Raw genomic sequence first — 17,209 nt, 5'->3', positions numbered from 1 at the left:
CGGGGTGCCGAGGCAGCCGGGGCCCGGGCATGAAAAAGCTCGCCGACGCACAGGCGTCGGCGAGCGTGGGTCGGTTGTCAGCGCTGGTTGCGCGGTTTCCAGACGACGAGAGCGTTCCGCTGAACCGGTACGAGGTCGCGGCGGTAGCTCGCGTGGACGTTCGCGAGTTCCTGGGCGAGCTCGGACACTCGCGCCTGCAGAGCTTCGACTTGGTTGGTCAGCTCGATGATGCGCTTGATGCCGGCGAGGTTGACCCCTTCGTCCTGCGACAACCTCTGCACCTCGCGGAGCAACGCGACGTCGCGGGGCGAGTACCGACGCCCACCGCCGGTGGTCCGGTGCGGGGTGACCAGACCCAGGCGGTCGTAGGTGCGCAGCGTCTGGGCGTGCATTCCCGCAAGCTGTGCAGCTACGGAGATGACGAAGACCTGAGCGTCGGGGTCACCGGGAGTGGAGCCTGCGGAACGACCAGAATTACCTTGGCCCGAACCCCCGCCAGTAGGAACAGTCATTACGCACCTGCCCACCCGGCCCGCGGGTCGAATCCGCTGGCCTTCTCGGCTTCCAGATAAGCGTTCAATGCTTCGGTGGCCGGGTCGTCGAGCTTCTGCGGTACAGCGACCTTGACCGTGACCATGAGGTCACCGGGAGTACCTGTCTTCTTCGGAACACCTCGTCCGCGGACGCGCAGCACCCGACCGTCGACAGTTCCCGGCGGCACCTTCACGCCGACGCGGCCGTCGAGCGTGGGAACCGACAGCGTGGTTCCGAGTACCAACTCGCCGTAGCTGACCGGGACGGTGACCGTCAGATTGTCGCCGTCGCGTCCGAACACCTTGTCCGCTCGCACGCGCACCGTGACGAACAGGTCACCCGACGGAGCTCCGCGGAGTCCTGCTTCACCTTGGCCGGCGAGACGGATCTTCTGACCGTCGGACACGCCCGGTGGCACGCGCACGGTGATCGTGCGGGTGCGGTTCTGCACGCCCGTTCCGCGGCAGTCGGCGCACGGGTCGTCGATGATCGAACCGGTCCCGCGGCAGTCGTCGCACGGCTCGCTGAACCCGAACGCTCCCTGGTTGCGGTTGATCACGCCCGCGCCGTTGCACTTGGGGCACACCCGCGGACTGGTCCCGGGCTTGGCACCGCTGCCGTGGCACGTGGTGCAGGACGACGGACTGGTCAGACGCAGCGGAACCGTCACACCCTGCGTGGCTTCACGGAAACCGAGAGTGGTCTCGGTCTCGACGTCGCTTCCGCGTCGCGGACGACTGCTCGAGGTGCGCTGCTGAGTGCCGCCGCGGTTGAACAGGCCACCGAACAGGTCGCCGATACCGCCGTCGCCACCACCTTGACCGAAGATGTCGCCGACGTCGAACGTTTGCCCGCCGCCGCCGAATCCGCCTGCACCAGGACTGAATCCGCCGCCGCCCTGGCGACCGAAGCCGCCCGACGCGAACAGCCGCCTGGCCTCGTCGTACTCCTTGCGTTTCGCCGGGTCCGTCAGGACCGCATTGGCCTCGCTGACGGCCTTGAACTTCTCCTCGGCTTTGGCGTTGCCGGGGTTGGCGTCGGGGTGATTGTCCCGCGCCAACTTGCGGTACGCCTTCTTGATCTCTTCTGCAGATGCGCTGGAGGAAACGCCCAGCTCCTTGTAGAAGTCCTTCTCGATCCACTCCCGCTGGCTCACCGGGCGTTTCCTCCTTCCGCGCTATCTCTTTTTACTGCTCGTCGGATGCAGGCGCATCCGAGTGCTGTCCAGCATCGTCGACGACGCCGACCATTGCTGTCCGCAGAACCCGCTCGCCGAGTTTGTAGCCCGGACGCATCAGGGTCCCTACGACGGGATTACTTCCGTCGCCCTCGTGCGAGACGGCCTCGTGGACCGCCGGGTCGAACGCGTCACCCTCGGCGCCGAACGTGGTCAGACCGATGTTGGCGAACACTCCCGCCAACTTGTCCGCCACCGACTTCAGCGGCCCGGTCTCGAGATCGCCGTGCTGACGCGCACGCTCGAGATCGTCGAGGACGGGAAGAAGCTGGGACACGACGGACGCCTTGGCGTTCTCCGCTCCCGTCTGCTTCTCCCGATCGGTTCGACGCCGATAGTTGGCGTACTCCGCCGACACTCGCTGCAGATCCGCAGTGAGTTCGGAGACCTGCGTGTCACGCGGGTCGACGACCACCTCTGCTTCGATGCCCTCGTCGTCCACCGAGTCGGGTTGGGGCGCAGTGCCGGTGCCCGCGAGGGGCTCCGGTACTGCGTCACCTTCCCGAGGCTCACCGGTCTGGGGATCGATCTTTCGCTTGTCCACGAAAGTGACCGGTTCCTGCTCGGTGTGCTGCAGATCGTGATCGCTGTCGCGGGGGCTCACTTCTTCTCCGCGTCGTCGGCCGGCTCGTCGACAACTTCTGCGTCGACGACACCGTCGTCAGCAGCCTGAGCTCCCCCTTCTGCGCCGCCCTGTTCCTTGGCCTGAGCCTCGTAGATGGCGGTGCCGAGAGCCTGCGACTCGGTCGACAGCTTCTCCACGGCGGTCTTCACTGCCGAGATGTCGCTGCCTGCGAGAGCCGACTTGGCCTCTTCGATGGCTGTCTCGACGCGTCCCTTGAGCTCGGCGTCGACCTTGTCCTCGTTGTCCTTGACGAACTTCTCCGTCTGGTGGACGAGCGACTCGGCCTGGTTGCGGACCTCGGCCTCTTCGCGACGAGCCTTGTCCTCGTCGGCGTGAGCTTCCGCGTCGGCGACCATGCGGTCGATCTCTTCCTTGGACAGACCGGAGCCGTCCTGGATCTTGATCGTGTTTTCCTTGCCGGTGCCCTTGTCCTTGGCCGTGACGTGCACGATGCCGTTGGCGTCGATGTCGAAGGTGACCTCGATCTGCGGGACGCCGCGAGGAGCCGGGGGCAGCTCGGTCAACTCGAACGAGCCGAGGAGCTTGTTGTGCGAGGCGATCTCGCGCTCACCCTGGAAGACCTGGATCTGCACCGAAGGCTGATTGTCGTCAGCGGTGGTGAAGGTCTCGGACCGCTTCGTCGGGATGGTGGTGTTGCGCTCGATGAGCTTGGTCATCACGCCACCCTTGGTCTCGATGCCGAGGGACAGCGGCGTGACGTCGAGGAGCAGAACGTCCTTGACCTCACCCTTGAGCACACCGGCCTGCAGTGCAGCACCGACGGCCACGACCTCGTCCGGGTTGACGCCCTTGTTGGGCTCGCGTCCACCGGAGAGCTCCTTGACCAGCTCGGAGACGGCAGGCATACGCGTCGAACCACCGACGAGCACGACGTGGTCGATGTCCTTGACGGCGATGCCGGAGTCCTTGACCACTGCCTGGAACGGCGCACGGGTGCGGTCGAGCAGGTCGGAGGTGATTTTCTGGAACTCGGAGCGGCTGAGCTGCTCGTCGAGGAACAGCGGGTTCTTGTCGCCGTCGACCGTGATGTACGGGAGGTTGATCGAGGTGCTCTGTCCGGAGGACAGTTCGATCTTCGCCTTCTCCGCAGCCTCACGCAGGCGCTGCAGGGCCATCTTGTCCTTGGTCAGATCGATGCCGTTCTGAGCCTTGAACTTGTCCACGAGCCAGGTCACGATCCGCTCGTCCCAGTCGTCACCACCGAGGTGGTTGTCACCGGACGTTGCACGGACCTCGACGACGCCGTCGCCGATTTCCAGCAGGGAGACGTCGAAGGTGCCGCCACCGAGGTCGAAGACCAGAATGGTCTGCTCGCTGTCGCCCTTGTCCAGGCCGTATGCCAGCGCAGCCGCGGTGGGCTCGTTGACGATGCGCAGAACGTTGAGGCCCGCGATCTGGCCGGCTTCCTTGGTTGCCTGGCGCTGCGCGTCCTCGAAGTACGCCGGAACGGTGATGACCGCGTCGGTGATTTCCTCGCCCAGGTAAGCCTCGGCGTCGCGCTTCAGCTTCTGCAGCGTGCGCGCGGAGATCTCCTGCGAGGTGTACTTCTTGTCGTCGATCGAGACGGTCCAGTCCGTGCCGATGTGGCGCTTGACGGAACGAATCGTGCGGTCGACGTTGGTAACCGCCTGGTTCTTCGCGGGCTGGCCGACGAGCACTTCACCGTTCTTGGCGAAAGCGACGATCGACGGGGTGGTGCGTGATCCCTCGGAGTTGGCGACCACAACCGGCTCGCCGCCCTCGAGGACGGACACGACCGAGTTGGTGGTCCCGAGGTCGATACCGACCGCACGAGCCATAGTGTTTCCTCCTGTTTGTTGCTTGATTGGTTCCTAGATGAGCGAACTGCACTCAAGTCTGCAAGACGTTTTCGACTTCTGTCAAACCGGACTTGAGCCCCATCCACTCAAGGCTACGAAAGCTCCAACGGAGGCGGTTGCAGATTTGTTCCCGGCCGGGCGCTCCGCGCTCTTACATGAGGGTGCGGGACAGCACTACGCCGCGACGGCAGATGCTCGTCGCGGCGTAGTTCGTCGTGCGTAGTCGGTGCGCCCTCCGGTGTGCGGGCTGGAAACAGAGCTTCTACTCGCCGTCCTCGACGGGTTCGGCCGGGGAGCAATCCAGGGTCAGGAACTCGACCTTGACGTTGTCCACGTAGTTGGCGTCGAGCTGAGGAGAGAAGGCCACGGCTCCGGCGGGACGGGAGACCCACGCCGCGTCCCCACTGGGAACGGTGATGGTGGCGTCTTCGCCCTTGACGATCTTGTCCTCGGTGACGGCACCGGCGGGAGCCGGGATAGCTCCGTAGTTCACCGAGACGTTCGCGGCGTCGCTCTCGCCGACGTTCTTCACCGTCACCTCGAGTGCGACGACCTTGCCGTCCTCGGGCTTGTCGGCGGTCTTGTCGACGCACGTGGTTCCGAGCGTGACGACCAGGTCGGTCGATTCCGCGACCGAGGATCCGAATTCCGGGGCCGTCGGCTCGGGCTCGGCCGACGCGATGGGCGCCAGGGCGACCGCACCGACGGCGGCGGCGAACACGGCCGTCGAGGCCAAGACTGTGGTGCGGGCAAAGCGACGCATGTGTGACTCCTGTGACTGAAGTGGCTGTTGTTGCGTTCAACTATTACCTATTACAAGCAGACTTTCCAGACCGGCCAGTCTCGATACGGACACGGTCCGATACACCGGTTGTCTCGGCTTACACGCCTGTAATTCGGTTTCGACCCCCAATTTTCAGGGCATGCGGGGAACTCTGCAGAAGCAGCGCCGGGTACGTAGGGTTTGGAAGAAAGCGAGGCTACGGAGGCACATGGATCCCGAAGTGCAGCACGAACCGAGCGAGATCACCTACGACGAGAAGTTCTATCCGGCCAGGCCCAAGCCACTGCGCCCCTCCGTACGTCGAGCGAACCGAAACGGTTCCACACCGCAGGACGGCGAGCCCTCGGCCGACAATGCCGAATACGTCGAGTGGCTCACCGAGCAGTCGATGCTGCGCGACGCCAAGCTCATCGCCGAGCAGCTCTCCGGCAAGGGCAGCATGTGGCAGAACCCGTATGCGGACCCCAATCCGCGCGGTGCCGTCGAGCGCGCACCCGTCTGGTTCACCGCGTACCCGATCTCCGTGATCAACGCTCCGCGCACCAGCTTTCTCAACACCCTCGGCGACGAGGCCCTGTGGCAGGCGTTCTCCGACATCGGGATCACCGCAGTCCACACCGGACCGGTCAAGGTCGCGGGTGGTATTCACGGATGGCGACCGACACCGTCGGTCGACGGCCACTTCGACCGCATCGGCATGCAGATCGACCCGGCGTTCGGCTCCGAGGACGAGTTCCGACGCCTGTGCGTCGTCGCGGCCGCGTACGACGGGATCGTCATCGACGACATCGTGCCCGGCCACACCGGCAAGGGCGCGGATTTCCGGCTCGCCGAGATGGCCGTCGCGGACTATCCGGGCATCTACCACATGGTCGAGATCGAGCCGCAGGACTGGCACCTGCTCCCCCGCGTACGCGCAGGGGCGGATTCGCAGAACATCGATGCCGAGGCAGAGGCCAATCTCGCGCGCGCCGGCTACATCATCGGCCAGTTGCAGCGGGTGATCTTCTACGAGTTGGGCGTCAAGGAAACCAACTGGAGCGCAACGGCTCCCGTCGTCGGCGTCGACGGCGTCGAGCGACGCTGGGTGTATCTGCACTACTTCAAGGCGGGACAACCGTCGATCAACTGGCTGGACCCCTCGTTCGCGGGGATGCGCCTGGTGATCGGCGATGCGTGCCATTCGATCGCCGATCTCGGTGCGGGTGCACTTCGGTTGGACGCCAACGGATTCCTGGGCGTCGAACGCCGCGCCGAGGGTCCAGGCTGGTCCGAGGGGCATCCCCTGTCCGAGGCCGCGAATCACCTGATCGCCAGCGTGGTGCGCAAGATGGGAGGGTTCACCTTCCAGGAGCTGAATCTGACGATCGACGACATCAAAGCCATGGGCACCAACGGCGCCGATCTGTCGTACGACTTCATCAACCGGCCCGCCTACCACCACGCTCTGGTCATGGGAAACACGGAGTTCCTGCGCCTGACAATGACGTTGGCGCGCGATCACGGCGTCGACCCGGCATCGCTGGTGCACGCACTGCAGAATCACGACGAGCTGACCTTCGAGCTCATCCACTTCGCCACACTGCATGCCGAGGACGAGTTCGAGTACTGCGGTGAAGTGGTGAAGGGGTCCGACCTCGGTGATCAGATTCGCGCGGAACTGACCGATCGCCTGACCGGCCGCTGGGCGCCGTACAACCGCACGTTCACCACCAACGGAATCGCCTGCACCACAGCCAGTGTCATCACTGCCTCGCTCGGCATCCGTGATCTCGATCGCATGGACGAGTCCGACATCGAGACGGTGAAGACGGCGCATTTGATGCTCGCGATGTACAACGCGCTGCAGCCGGGCGTGTTCGCGCTGTCCGGCTGGGATCTGCTGGGCATCCTGCCCATCGACGCCGACGACGTGGCCGACCTCATCCGTGAGGGCGACACGCGCTGGATCAACCGTGGCGCGCACGACCTGATGGACAGCTACCCGGATGCGGTGCGCTCCGAGTCCGGTATTCCCCGAGGCCGCAGCCTCTACGGTTCGCTGCCCGAGCAGCTGAAGGACCCGTCGTCCTTCGCCCGCAGGCTCGCGCGAATCATCGAGTTGCGCAACAGGTACGGAATCGCCACCGCCCAGCAGCTGGACGTGCCGACGGTGTCGCACAAGGGCCTGCTGGTGTTGGTTCACGAACTGGGTCAGGGCACCATCCAGGCAACCGTCATCAACTTCACGTCCGACGAGGTGGCCGCGACAATTCAGTCGAAGCATCTCACCGCGGGTGCCGGGGTGTACGACATGTTCGACGATTCGGACATCGGCGTCGTCGACGAGTTGAACAGTTTCCCGTTGACACTGGGCCCGTACCAAGGAATCCCGGTGATCCTGCGCTAGTGCAGAAGCTCCGGTACGTCGACGGATAGGATCTTCACCCGTGACCGAACCGGAGAACAACCGCCGAGAACTTCGCCCGCAGCCGGAGCGCCCCGAGTTCGCCGTCGAGCCGCTCCGGCCGCGCCAGGACTCGAGGGGATCGAGCGTTGCCTTCCGGATGGCCCTCGGTGCTTGGGCCGCCGTGACCGTCGTCGCGCTGGCACTGGCAGCCGTCGTTGCTCTGAACTACGACGCGGTGCGCTCTGCGCTCGAAACCGCGGTGTCGGACGACGGTTCCGGCGCCACCGCGTCGGAGATCTCGGACACGGTGACCGTGACGTTGCTCGGGAGCGCTGGGGTGGGCGCCGTGCTGCTGATAGTCGCGGCACTCGGTTTGAGCCTCGCGGCATCCGGAAGGTCACGATCCCATGGGGCACTGAGCGGGCTCCGCTCCCTGTCAGGCGTCGTACTGCTCGTGGCAGGGTTGGCTGCGACGGGCGCGTTCGTGCTGTTCTGGTCCTTCATGTCCGACGCCGGGTCGGTGGCGGCGGGCGCGCTTCAGTGGGCTCCTCTTGTCGGGGCGGGGTGTGCGGGCATCGCCGCGGTGGCGGCGGGGAGCGGCCTCTCCGGGAAGTGATCTTCGCCGCCCGATTGTTGTATACATGCTTAGGCTTGCTTTACTTGCCAGGTGAAAACACCACTCCTCCGCGCTTCCGCCGCACTCGCGCTGATCGTGCTGGCCGCCTCGTGTAGCTCCACCGACGAGTCGACGCCGTCCGCGTCCGGCACCCATGACGTCGTTACCGAGTTCGGTACCGTCGCCGTTCCGGACACGATCGAGTCCGTCGTCGTCATCGACGGCAGGCGCGACCTGGACATCGCCATCGCGTTCGATCTGCCGGTGATCGGTATGCCTGTCGAGACCGAAGCGCCGCCGGAAATTCCCGGCCCGCTCACCGAACCGATGAAGAGCCTGCGCGACGCCGGGGTGCCCGAGCTGTTCCCACGCAACGTCATCGACGTCGAATCGATCGCTCGCGTCGACCCCGACCTGATCATCGGCCGCAACGAAGTGATCGAGGAGATCTACGACCAGCTCAGCGCCGTCGCGCCGGTGCTGCCCGTCGGCTCGAACGGCACCGGCATCACCTGGCAGCAGGACGTCGACGCCATCGGCGACGCCTTGAACATGCAGGACCGCGCGGCCGAGATCGTCGACGAGTACGACGCCCGCGTCGAGCAGATCAAGACCGACCACGCCGACGCCATCGCGAACACCGAGGTTCTGCCGATCACCACATCCGACGGCAGCGGAATCTCGATCGGTCGTGAGCGCGTGTCGGCCGCCGCCCTGATCGACGTCGGCGCCAACTTCAGCAGCGCGTGGGACCGGGCGACGCCCGAGCTGGATCTCGGACCGGAGAACCTGTCGGAGATCTCCGACGCGCAGGCGCTCGTCGCTGCGATCACCTCGGAGGAGGAGTTGCGTGCACTGAACGCCAATCCGCTGTGGACCGGCCTGCCTGCGGTGCAGTCGAACCGAGTCGTGCGGACCGACAAGTTCACCAACGACGGCGGGCCGATCACCGCGCTGTGGAGTCTCGATCTGGCCGAGCAGCTGTACACGCCTACGTCGTAGCCGCGATACCCTCCGCACTACGAGCGGCGACCCCGCACGCCCGCGCGGTGAACTGGTCGAGAAGCGGATGGTCGGCCAGTCTGCGCCACTTCTGGGCGGCGGCGCGCGCACGGTCGTAGCGTTCCGCCTGCCCGGAATCCGGATCGAGGCCGAGCCGCACCCAGGAGTCGATGCCGAATCCGCCGATGAGCCTCTGCAATTCGGCGAGTTCGGCCTCCGGGAGCGTGGGCGTCGTTCCGCGCATCTTGCCCAGCAACCGCAGCTCCTGGAAACCGTGGACGTCGGCGAGCATCCGCCCGGCTTCGGCACGGAACTGTGCAGACTCGGCAATGGGCCGAGCCTCCAGCGTCCGCTGCAACGTCACCAACGCCGAATGCAGTTTCAGCTGATCCGCGCGCTGGCCGAACTGAACGTCGATGACGGATCTGAGCTCGTCGAGCCCACTGCGTTCGACGAGTTCCGCTGCCAGCGTGGGCGAATCCCGCACACCGAGCTTGACGAGCGTGACGGCCATGCGGATTCCGAAGAGGCCGAACCGGTCGACGATCGACGCACGCAGGTCCGCGTCGACCGGCAACAGCCCGGGCCGTGAGAACCTGTCGGCGGACAACATCGCCAACTGCAGGTCCTCGTCGGGCACCTGGGCGAGGACCTCGAAGGCGGCGAACTCCGCCTGCCGCAACGTTTCCGCGGCCAACGCGAGCAAGCCGGCGACGGGCACGACGGCCTGGCACAGTCCGGTCGCCTCCAGTTCCGAGGCGAACCTGGCCGCCACTTCCTTGGCCGACATCATCGCGTCCATCCGGCCCGCACCGACCTCGTCGGCACGCGACACGACACCGACGACACCGAGAGGCCCCGATTCGCCGCCGACGTGGGCGCCGATCTGACCGAGAAACGACACGTCCGTCGCGTTGAGCGTCCGCAGCAGATACACGACGGCATCCGCCCCGGACGACGCGTTCTCCGGCGTCAGCATCGACAGCGTCCGCGCCGACACGTCCCGAGACAAGGACGAGGTACCGGGGGTGTCGATGATGGTGGTGTGCGTCAACGCCCGCGCGGGCCATTCGACGTCGAGTCGGTCGACCTGAGTCGCCGTCAGGTCACCCAGATCGAACGTCAGACGCCCACTGCGACGCTGTACCGGAACGTGAGCGGATCGGTCGCCGTCGTACCAGGCCGTGACGCTCGGGGTCGCACCGCTGCGGTACCACGTCACGACCTTGGTGCACTCGGTCGCGTCGGTCGGCGCGATGTCCTGGCCGACAAGCGAATTGAGCAGAGTGGATTTACCCGCCTTCAGTGACCCCGCCAGCGCCACCCGCAGCGGCTGATCCAACCGCTCCAAGCATGCGGTCAACGTCGCCGCACCGTAGGTGTCGATGGAGTACGCGCTTCGAGCCGCGGTGATCAGAGCACGAGCATCGGCCAGCGTCGTCACAGCGACTTCTCGCTCGGAACCAACGCAGCCGCCCGCTCGCTCAACTCGGCTACCACTTTCATCTCACGATCCAACTGTGCTGTGCGCGTGCCGCGTTCTGTCTGTTCGACGTTGGCGGCTTCCTGCGCTGCCCGCAACGAATCGTTCAGTGACCGCAGGGTCTGCTCCGCGATCGACGTGAAGTGATCGCGCAGAACCCGTTGGATCTGCCGAAGGCGATCCTTCGATTCCTTGCCCACCTGGAAGCTCACGTCGTCGGTGAATCGCCTGATCGCCATCTTGGCCTCGGAGCGCCTGGTCCGAACGCGGTTCTCCTTGTCCTCCTTGTACGCCTTGGTTCCGAGGAGGACACCCGCGCCGATCGAGATGGGGTTGAGCAGACTCAGGCCGACGAAGGTGGTGATCAGGCCGAACATCAGCACACCGCCGTAGGAACCGCGCATCCCGACGAGCACCTTCTGCGTGATGCCGATCTTGCCCGTCTCCAGATCTGCCAGCGACGCAACGGGATCGAGCACGTCGTCGAGATCACCGAGATCGAGATCGGGGAGCGCCACCGCCCCTGCGGCAGCGAAGTGCTCGGCAACGAGCTCGGCCAACCACAGCGCGCGCTCGTGCGCCCACACGAAATTGTCGCCGACCGACGCCGCGATCTGCTCCTCCAGCCAATCCCCCAGCTCGGCCCAGTCGGAGCCGGGATCGCCCTCGTCCACGGTCTCCTCCGCTTCGCGGGTCACCCTGCGCAGCCGATCCCGAAGATCATGATCGATGTCCGACGCCAGGTCGGCGATGCCGTCGGCGAGAGTCTGTTGCCATTGGGAGGTCTTCTTGTGCAGTTCCTCGGCGGCGGCTTTGGCTCGTTGCAGACCGGCCACTGCTGCAGCGGCTCGTTCCGGGTCACGAAGAGCGGCGAGTTCGCTTCCCATGGCGAGTGTCAGGTGTTCTGCGACGGAACGGATGTCGAGCGACACTGCCGTTCGGGTGGTGGCGTCGGCGCGCGCGACCACGTTGTCCCGCAGGAACGCGTAGAGGTCGGGGAAACCGGATTCGACGTTCAGTTCCTCGTCGCTGAGTCGTAGTGCGTGCGAGCGGAGCAGCGAGGACAGCGAGATCATCGGCACGTCCAGACCTTCGCGCTGCAGGTGTGCGCGGTTGGCGTCCACGATCGAACGCCAGTGGGGGTACAGGTCGGTCTTGGTGATCAGCACTGCGACCGACGGGCACAGGCCGAGAACCTGACGGAGGAAGGCAATTTCGGGTTCGGTGAACTCGCGGCTGGCATCGGACACGACGAGCACTGCGTCCGCGGACGGTACGAGGCCGAGAGTTCCTGCTGCATGCGGGTTTCCGTGACCGCCGACGCCGGGGGTGTCCACCAGCACCAATCCGTCGGCGAGCAGGGGACTCGGAACGTTCACTTCGAGCCTGAGCACTTCGCGTCCCTCGGCTCGCGGGCTGGCCGGGGTGATGTTCTGCAGCTCGTCCAGCGGAACCTCGACGCGCACGGCGTCGTTACCGGGATCGGCAAGCACCAGTTCGGCATAGGAACGCTCGGAGTTCTGCACGACGGTCGGAATGGCCGTCGTCTCGTCGTCGCCGACGGAACAGACGTTCAGGTTCAGCAGCGAGTTGACGAATTGGCTTTTTCCCTGTTTCAACGGGCCGACGACGACGATGCGTCTCCTGGGGTCGAGTACCCGTTCCTTCGCGAGTTCCATCCTCGACACCAGATCGGAGCGACCGACCGTCTGCGCCACTGCCGCAGTTCGATCGAGCAACTCGGCCAGCTGTTTCGCTTGCCCGTCCATGGCCTTCTTTCGGTGCTCGTGCATTCGTCCGACCTGACTCTAACGAGAGAAAAGGCCCCGGGCGGAAGAACCGCCCGGGGCCGTGCTTCTCCCTCGTGGAACGTTACGGGTTGATCAGGTCCGTGTGGTGATCGACCGACGCGATGTCGGCCACCGAGTCCGCGGTGCTGTCGGCGGCGCCGTGCAGGCTGCCCTCCGAGTGGAGCGAGGAGTCCAGCGAGGACTGCGCCGAACCGAACACGTTCGAGTCCACCGAAGACCAGCTGCTGGAGTCGAACTGCGAGTCGTACTGCGAGTCGAACGAGCCGGATGCGCTGCCCGCGGCGTCGGTGACGCTGTCGAAGCCGCCGGACAGTCCGCCTGCCGCGCCGCCGAGAACGTCTGCTCCCGTGGCCACTCCGCCCTGCAGTCCGCCGGCCACGTCACCTGCGACGTCGGCTCCAGCCGACGCACCGCCGGCGAGGCCGCCGGCAACGTCACCTGCGATGTCGGTTCCGGCTGCTGCGCCGCTCGCCAATCCGCCTGCAATCCCTGCACCTGCCGACGCACCCGCATCGAGACCGGCACCGAGGCCTGCGCCGAGACCCGCACCCAGTCCGGCGCCTGCCTGTGCTGCAGCGTCCACGCCCGCGCCGACGGTTCCGTCGACGCCGCCTGCGACCGAGCCGCCGAGTCCGGCTGCACCTTGGACCGCGCCGTCGACCGTTCCTGCCAGTCCGCCACCGAGACCGGCACCTGCCTGAGCAGCACCGTCCACCGCGCCGCCGACTGCACCGGTCAGTCCGCCGCCCAGTCCGCCTGCCAGTCCACCGCCGAGGGAGCCGAGGCCGGACAGTCCGCCACCGAGACCGCCGGCCAGGCCTGCACCTGCGCCGCCGACGGCGGCGAGTCCGCCGCCGAGTCCTGCCGTCACGCCGCCGACTGCGCCTGCACCGAGGTCACCGGCCGCGCCGCCGGTCAGACCGCCCGTGGCACCGCCTGCAGCGCCGAGAGCTGCGTCGACTGCTCCGGTCAACGCTCCGCCCAGTTCTGCGCCGCCGCCAAGTGCTGCGCCGAGATCGAGTGCTCCGCTGGTGTCGAGAACCGTGTCCAGTGCGGCGCCGAGGTCGGCTCCTGCCTGTCCACCCACGCCGAAGGCTGCTCCGAGAACACCTTCCAGGTTCGTTGCTGCGTCGAGGTCGACCCCGGCGGACGCGTCGATCGCGGATCCGAGGGCCGCCGTCAGGCTGCCGATTGCGCTGGTGTCGAGATCGAGCGCGGTTCCGACGGCTCCGCCGACGAGTGCGCCCAGGTCGCCGGTTGCGACGCCCGCCAGGTCGAGGTCCGCGAGGGCACCGGCGTCGAGCACGGCGCCGAGAGAGGATCCGATGGTCGACGCCAGGCCGCCGTCGGCTTCGAAGAGTCCTTCCAGACCGGTAGCGAGGTCCAGGCCGCCTGCTGCTCCGACGACTGCGTCCAACGCTCCGTCGAGGACGCCGCCGAGTGCTCCGCCTGCACCGAGAGCCGCACCCAGATCCAGCCCGGCGCCGAGTCCTGCAATGCCTTCGAGTGCGGCGCCGAGGCCTGCGCCTGCTTCTCCGCCGATTCCGAATGCCGCGCCCAGGATGCCTTCGAGATTCGCGGCACCGCCCAGGCCCGCTCCCAGCGCGCCGTCGATGGCGGTTCCCAGGGACGAGGTCAGATCTCCGACGACGCCTGCGTCGAGGTCCAGTGCGGTTCCGAGGGTGCCTGCCACGATGCCGCCGAGGTCCAGTCCGGCGAGGCCACCGAGATCGAGGTCTGCCAGCGCGCCGGCGTCGAGCACGGCGCCGAGGGAGGATCCGAGAGCCGCCGCGAGACCACTCTGCAGAGCGAACACGCCGTCCAGCCCTGCGCCCAGTCCGCCGCCGAGGCCCGCGCCTGCGCCGATAGCTGCGTCGAGTGCCGATCCGAGTCCGGCTGCGACACCTCCGCCGAGGCCGAGGCCTGCGGTCAGTGCGGTTCCGAGGCCACCTGCCAGGCCGCCCACGAGATCGATCTGGCCCGCGTCGACGACGGCGCCGACGACGTTTCCGAGTGCTGCGCCGAGGTTGGCGCCGATCTCTCCGCCGATGCCGAATGCGGCACCGAGTGCTCCGCTGAGGGCCCCTTCGACGCCGGCGATGGCGCCCAGGTCGATTCCTCCGACGGCGCCGAGCGCTGCGTCGAGGGCCGTGTTCAGGCCAGCCGTGACGCCTGCACCGAGCTCCGCGCCGATCCCGGCGCCCAAGCCGAGGCCGCCGCCGATGAGACCGGTCAGAGCGCCGCCGAGGTCGAGGTCACCACCGAGACCGAGGCCGCCGTCCAGATCGAGGCCACCGCCGATCGCTGCGCCTGCGCCGAGGAAGGCTTCGAGTGCCGCGCCGAACGCTGCTCCCAGCTCGACACCGATCTGCCCGCCTGCCGCCAGTGCTGCGGTGAGGGCGGCGCCGATCTGGGCTGCGATGTCGCCGGCGAAGTCGATGTCGCCGCCGAGTCCACCGCCCAGTCCACCACCGATGACACCGCCGCCGGCGAGTCCGCCGCCCACGACGGCTCCGGCGGTGAGGCCGAGTCCGGTCGACAGCCCGCCTCCGATGGCAGCGCCACCGGCGAGGGAACCGTCGAGGCTGCCTGCCGCACCGGCGCCTGCGCCGAGGATCGCGGAGAGCTGCGAACCTGCTCCGGCGAACAAGCCGGACTCGGCGACGAGCGGGGCGACGGCGACGATGTCCGCGTGGCAGACGTCGCCGAGGCCGGCGGCCGCGAGGGCTGCTTCGGGGTTGGCGCAGTACGCGGCTGCGGCTTCGTCGTCGCGAAGCAGGCTGAGGATGAAGTCGAGTACTGCGTTGGTGGCCATCTGAGGCTCCTTGGATGTTCGGAAGCGGGGTTCCGGGGGGTCGTTCGTGGTTGATCACAAAGCTATGGCCCGGGGGCGGTTCGCCCAACGGGGACGAACCCCCTACTCCATCGCCGCCACCCAGGGTTCCGGCATTAGGGGATTCCGGGTCATTAGGGGATTTGCCCGCGATCGGCCCGCCACCAGCTGTGAGACGTAACGAAAGATGCGATGCTGTCGACATCACCAGCAGCGTCGACGGGTGTCGCTGCCTATTACGAAGTCGGAGATGATGATGAGCGCAGGGATCGGTATTCGGATCGGAACGGTCACCTCGGTGGCCACCCTCGACGCGTCTCACGACCCGTACGCACCGCGTGATTTCGCCACCGACGAGGCCATGCCGACCGTCGAGCGTCGGACCGCCCTCGATCTTCGTCCCGACTCCTCCCCCGATCTGGCGGCCCTCGCCGACCGGCAGCAGCGACACCTCGTCACCGGGTTCGCGGACCGGGTGGGAGACCCCGTCCCCCTGATCGACGAAGAGGGCAATTCCTACGCCGCCGAGGACCTGTTCGCGACGGCCACCCACGTCCTCGTCTCCGAGCTTTCTCACGCAGGTGGTTCCGATGCGACGATCGTCGTCGCTCACCCGGACCGGTGGACCGGCTACACCTCGGATGTGCTGCGTGAAGCGCTCGATCGTGTCGGCCTCCCCGACACCACCCTTGTCCCCGAGTCCTTCGCCGCGATGCGCTGGCTCGAAGGCTCACGCGGGCAGCAGGGCGAGGGCCTGACCGTCATCTACGACCTCGGCGCCACCTCGCTCGGTATCACGCTCATGCGTACCGGGCTCGACGCAGGTGTCATCGGGACCGGCGTCCACTCGCAGGACTTCGGTGGCTCGCAGTTCGACCACATCGTCACCCAGTACGTCCTCGACACCGTCTCCAGCAGTCGCGATTTCGAGTTCGACGCGTTCGATCCGGACACCGTCGGCGCCCTCGTCGAACTGCGCGCACGCTGCAGCGAAGCGAAGGAGCGACTGTCCTACGAGACCGCGACCACGCTGACCGTCGACCTCCCCGGCCTGCGCAGCGAAACACGGCTTGTCCGAGACGAACTCGAAGATCTGATCCGACGGCCCATCCTCGATTCCGTCGAGCTGATCCGCGAGACCCTGCACACCACCGGCCTCGACGTCGGCGACGTCACCCAGGTCCTCCTGACCGGCGGAAGCTCCAGCATTCCCCTTGTCGCCGAGCTGATCTCGTCGGAACTGCGCGTCCCGGTCGTCACCGGTCCGCACCCCGGCCGCATCCCCGCCATCGGCGGCGCGATCATCGCAGCCGAGATCTCCGCAGCCGTCGTCGCCGACGCACCGCCCGCGCCCCCTGCATCGATGCTCGCCGACGCCACCCGCCCCGCCCCACGCCCGGCCCCGACGTCGGCTCCGGCATCGGCATCGGCGGAGCCCGCCGGGATGTCCGGCCGGAAGAAGGCAGGCATCGTCGTCGCCGCTGTCGCCGCTCTCGTCGTCATCGCCGGCGGCGGCCTGTCCGTCGGCACGGCATTGACGTCCGACGACAAGCCGGCCGAGACCGTCTCGGAGAACACCGCGGGAACGACGAGTACGACTGCCCCCGGCACGACGGCCGCCGTCGTCGCCGACACCGGCCAGGGCATGGACTCGGCCGCAACCACCCAGAACGGCCTTCCCGCACCGACCGTCGCAGCCGACGGAACCCTCGTTCCCGCACCGGGCACGATCATCGCACCCGACGGCACCGTCGTCGCCGACCCGAACGCCGCGCAGAACCCCGCCGCACCCGTCGCCGGGGGTACCGTCCCTCCGGCCGTCACAGCACCCACCGCACCGGTCGTGACGGTTCCCGACGTGACCGCGCCGAGCGTGAATGTCCCGAGCCCGCAACTCCCGTCGCGCCCCACCTACAACGGCCCCACTCTCGGTGACGTGGGCAACGGAGTCGGCGGGGCTGTCAGCGACCTCGGCAACGGTGTCGGCGGCGTAGTCGGTGGGACCGTCGACGGTCTCGGCGGCGTCCTCGGTGGCCTGACCGGACAAAACTGAT

At 67.1% G+C, this 17,209-nt stretch carries 12 protein-coding genes; 4 read left to right on the top strand and 8 right to left on the bottom strand.

The annotated features are described in order from the left end of the window. Positions 1-77 precede the first annotated feature (77 nt). From BH95_RS24035 to BH95_RS24015, 5 genes are all read right to left on the bottom strand, one after another. Positions 78-512: a heat shock protein transcriptional repressor HspR gene (locus BH95_RS24035; protein WP_080733820.1), complete on the bottom strand. Its 435-nt coding sequence runs from the start codon at positions 510-512 to the stop codon at positions 78-80. Next, positions 512-1,690 (bottom strand): molecular chaperone DnaJ, encoded by a 1,179-nt coding sequence (gene dnaJ / locus BH95_RS24030; RefSeq protein WP_020110771.1) that lies wholly within the window; start codon positions 1,688-1,690, stop codon positions 512-514. The genes BH95_RS24035 and dnaJ overlap by 1 nt, the downstream gene beginning before the upstream one ends. Positions 1,691-1,721: 31 nt before the next feature. Then, positions 1,722-2,375: a nucleotide exchange factor GrpE gene (grpE, locus tag BH95_RS24025; RefSeq protein ID WP_020110770.1), complete on the bottom strand. Its 654-nt coding sequence runs from the start codon at positions 2,373-2,375 to the stop codon at positions 1,722-1,724. After that, entirely contained in the window at positions 2,372-4,216 is a 1,845-nt protein-coding gene (dnaK, locus tag BH95_RS24020; protein WP_019663821.1) for a molecular chaperone DnaK, read from the bottom strand. The genes grpE and dnaK overlap by 4 nt, the downstream gene beginning before the upstream one ends. 283 nt (positions 4,217-4,499) lie before the next feature. Next, the gene (locus BH95_RS24015) at positions 4,500-5,000 is read right to left on the bottom strand and encodes a Pro-kumamolisin, activation domain family protein (protein WP_230595493.1); all 501 of its coding nucleotides are present in this window, start codon (positions 4,998-5,000) and stop codon (positions 4,500-4,502) included. 229 nt (positions 5,001-5,229) lie between these two features. On the opposite strand from BH95_RS24015, the gene treS reads away from it, so the two are divergent. The 3 genes from treS to BH95_RS24000 are packed head-to-tail and all read left to right on the top strand — an operon-like array spanning position 5,230 to position 9,028. Next, positions 5,230-7,410 carry a maltose alpha-D-glucosyltransferase gene (treS, locus tag BH95_RS24010; protein WP_020110768.1) on the top strand — a complete coding sequence of 727 codons (2,181 nt, stop codon included), beginning with the start codon at positions 5,230-5,232 and terminating at the stop codon, positions 7,408-7,410. Positions 7,411-7,450: 40 nt separating this feature from the next. Next, positions 7,451-8,026 carry a hypothetical protein gene (locus tag BH95_RS24005; protein WP_037184624.1) on the top strand — a complete coding sequence of 192 codons (576 nt, stop codon included), beginning with the start codon at positions 7,451-7,453 and terminating at the stop codon, positions 8,024-8,026. Between the two features lie 51 nt (positions 8,027-8,077). Continuing rightward, complete coding sequence (locus tag BH95_RS24000) at positions 8,078-9,028, top strand: ABC transporter substrate-binding protein (RefSeq protein WP_020110766.1); 951 nt, start codon at positions 8,078-8,080, stop codon at positions 9,026-9,028. On the opposite strand, the gene BH95_RS23995 is transcribed toward BH95_RS24000, so the two are convergent. The 3 genes from BH95_RS23995 to BH95_RS23985 all read right to left on the bottom strand — a co-directional run bounded on the left by BH95_RS23995 (position 9,018) and on the right by BH95_RS23985 (position 15,137). Beyond that, a complete protein-coding gene (locus tag BH95_RS23995; protein ID WP_019663826.1) occupies positions 9,018-10,472 on the bottom strand; it encodes a dynamin family protein in 1,455 nt (484 codons plus the stop codon). The genes BH95_RS24000 and BH95_RS23995 overlap by 11 nt on opposite strands. Next, on the bottom strand, positions 10,469-12,280 hold the full coding sequence (locus tag BH95_RS23990) for a dynamin family protein (RefSeq protein ID WP_371828342.1): 1,812 nt from the start codon (positions 12,278-12,280) through the stop codon (positions 10,469-10,471). The genes BH95_RS23995 and BH95_RS23990 overlap by 4 nt, the downstream gene beginning before the upstream one ends. Positions 12,281-12,383: 103 nt before the next feature. Then, the gene (locus BH95_RS23985; protein WP_037184622.1) at positions 12,384-15,137 is read right to left on the bottom strand and encodes an IniB N-terminal domain-containing protein; all 2,754 of its coding nucleotides are present in this window, start codon (positions 15,135-15,137) and stop codon (positions 12,384-12,386) included. A gap of 274 nt (positions 15,138-15,411) precedes the next feature. Between BH95_RS23985 and BH95_RS23980 the strand changes: the two genes are divergently transcribed. Then, positions 15,412-17,208, top strand: a complete 1,797-nt coding sequence (locus BH95_RS23980; RefSeq protein ID WP_244165120.1) for an Hsp70 family protein — start codon at positions 15,412-15,414, stop codon at positions 17,206-17,208. The last annotated feature ends 1 nt before the right edge of the window (position 17,209 follow it).

Source organism: Rhodococcoides fascians A44A, assembly GCF_000760735.1.
Lineage (GTDB): Bacteria > Actinomycetota > Actinomycetes > Mycobacteriales > Mycobacteriaceae > Rhodococcoides > Rhodococcoides fascians_E.
The sequence above is the reverse complement of the archived record's forward strand: the minus strand, read 5'-3'. Positions and strand labels throughout refer to the sequence as shown.

Bases quoted from the DNA above. Each gene is read 5' to 3' on its own strand.
- BH95_RS24035 (WP_080733820.1), bottom strand. From the start codon at position 512: ATGACTGTTCCTACTGGCGGGGGTTCGGGCCAAGGTAATTCTGGTCGT.
- dnaK (WP_019663821.1), bottom strand. From the start codon at position 4,216: ATGGCTCGTGCGGTCGGTATCGACCTCGGGACCACCAACTCGGTCGTG.
- BH95_RS24015 (WP_230595493.1), bottom strand. From the start codon at position 5,000: ATGCGTCGCTTTGCCCGCACCACAGTCTTGGCCTCGACGGCCGTGTTC.
- treS (WP_020110768.1), top strand. From the start codon at position 5,230: ATGGATCCCGAAGTGCAGCACGAACCGAGCGAGATCACCTACGACGAG.
- BH95_RS23990 (WP_371828342.1), bottom strand. From the start codon at position 12,280: ATGGACGGGCAAGCGAAACAGCTGGCCGAGTTGCTCGATCGAACTGCG.
- BH95_RS23985 (WP_037184622.1), bottom strand. From the start codon at position 15,137: ATGGCCACCAACGCAGTACTCGACTTCATCCTCAGCCTGCTTCGCGAC.
- BH95_RS23980 (WP_244165120.1), top strand. From the start codon at position 15,412: ATGAGCGCAGGGATCGGTATTCGGATCGGAACGGTCACCTCGGTGGCC.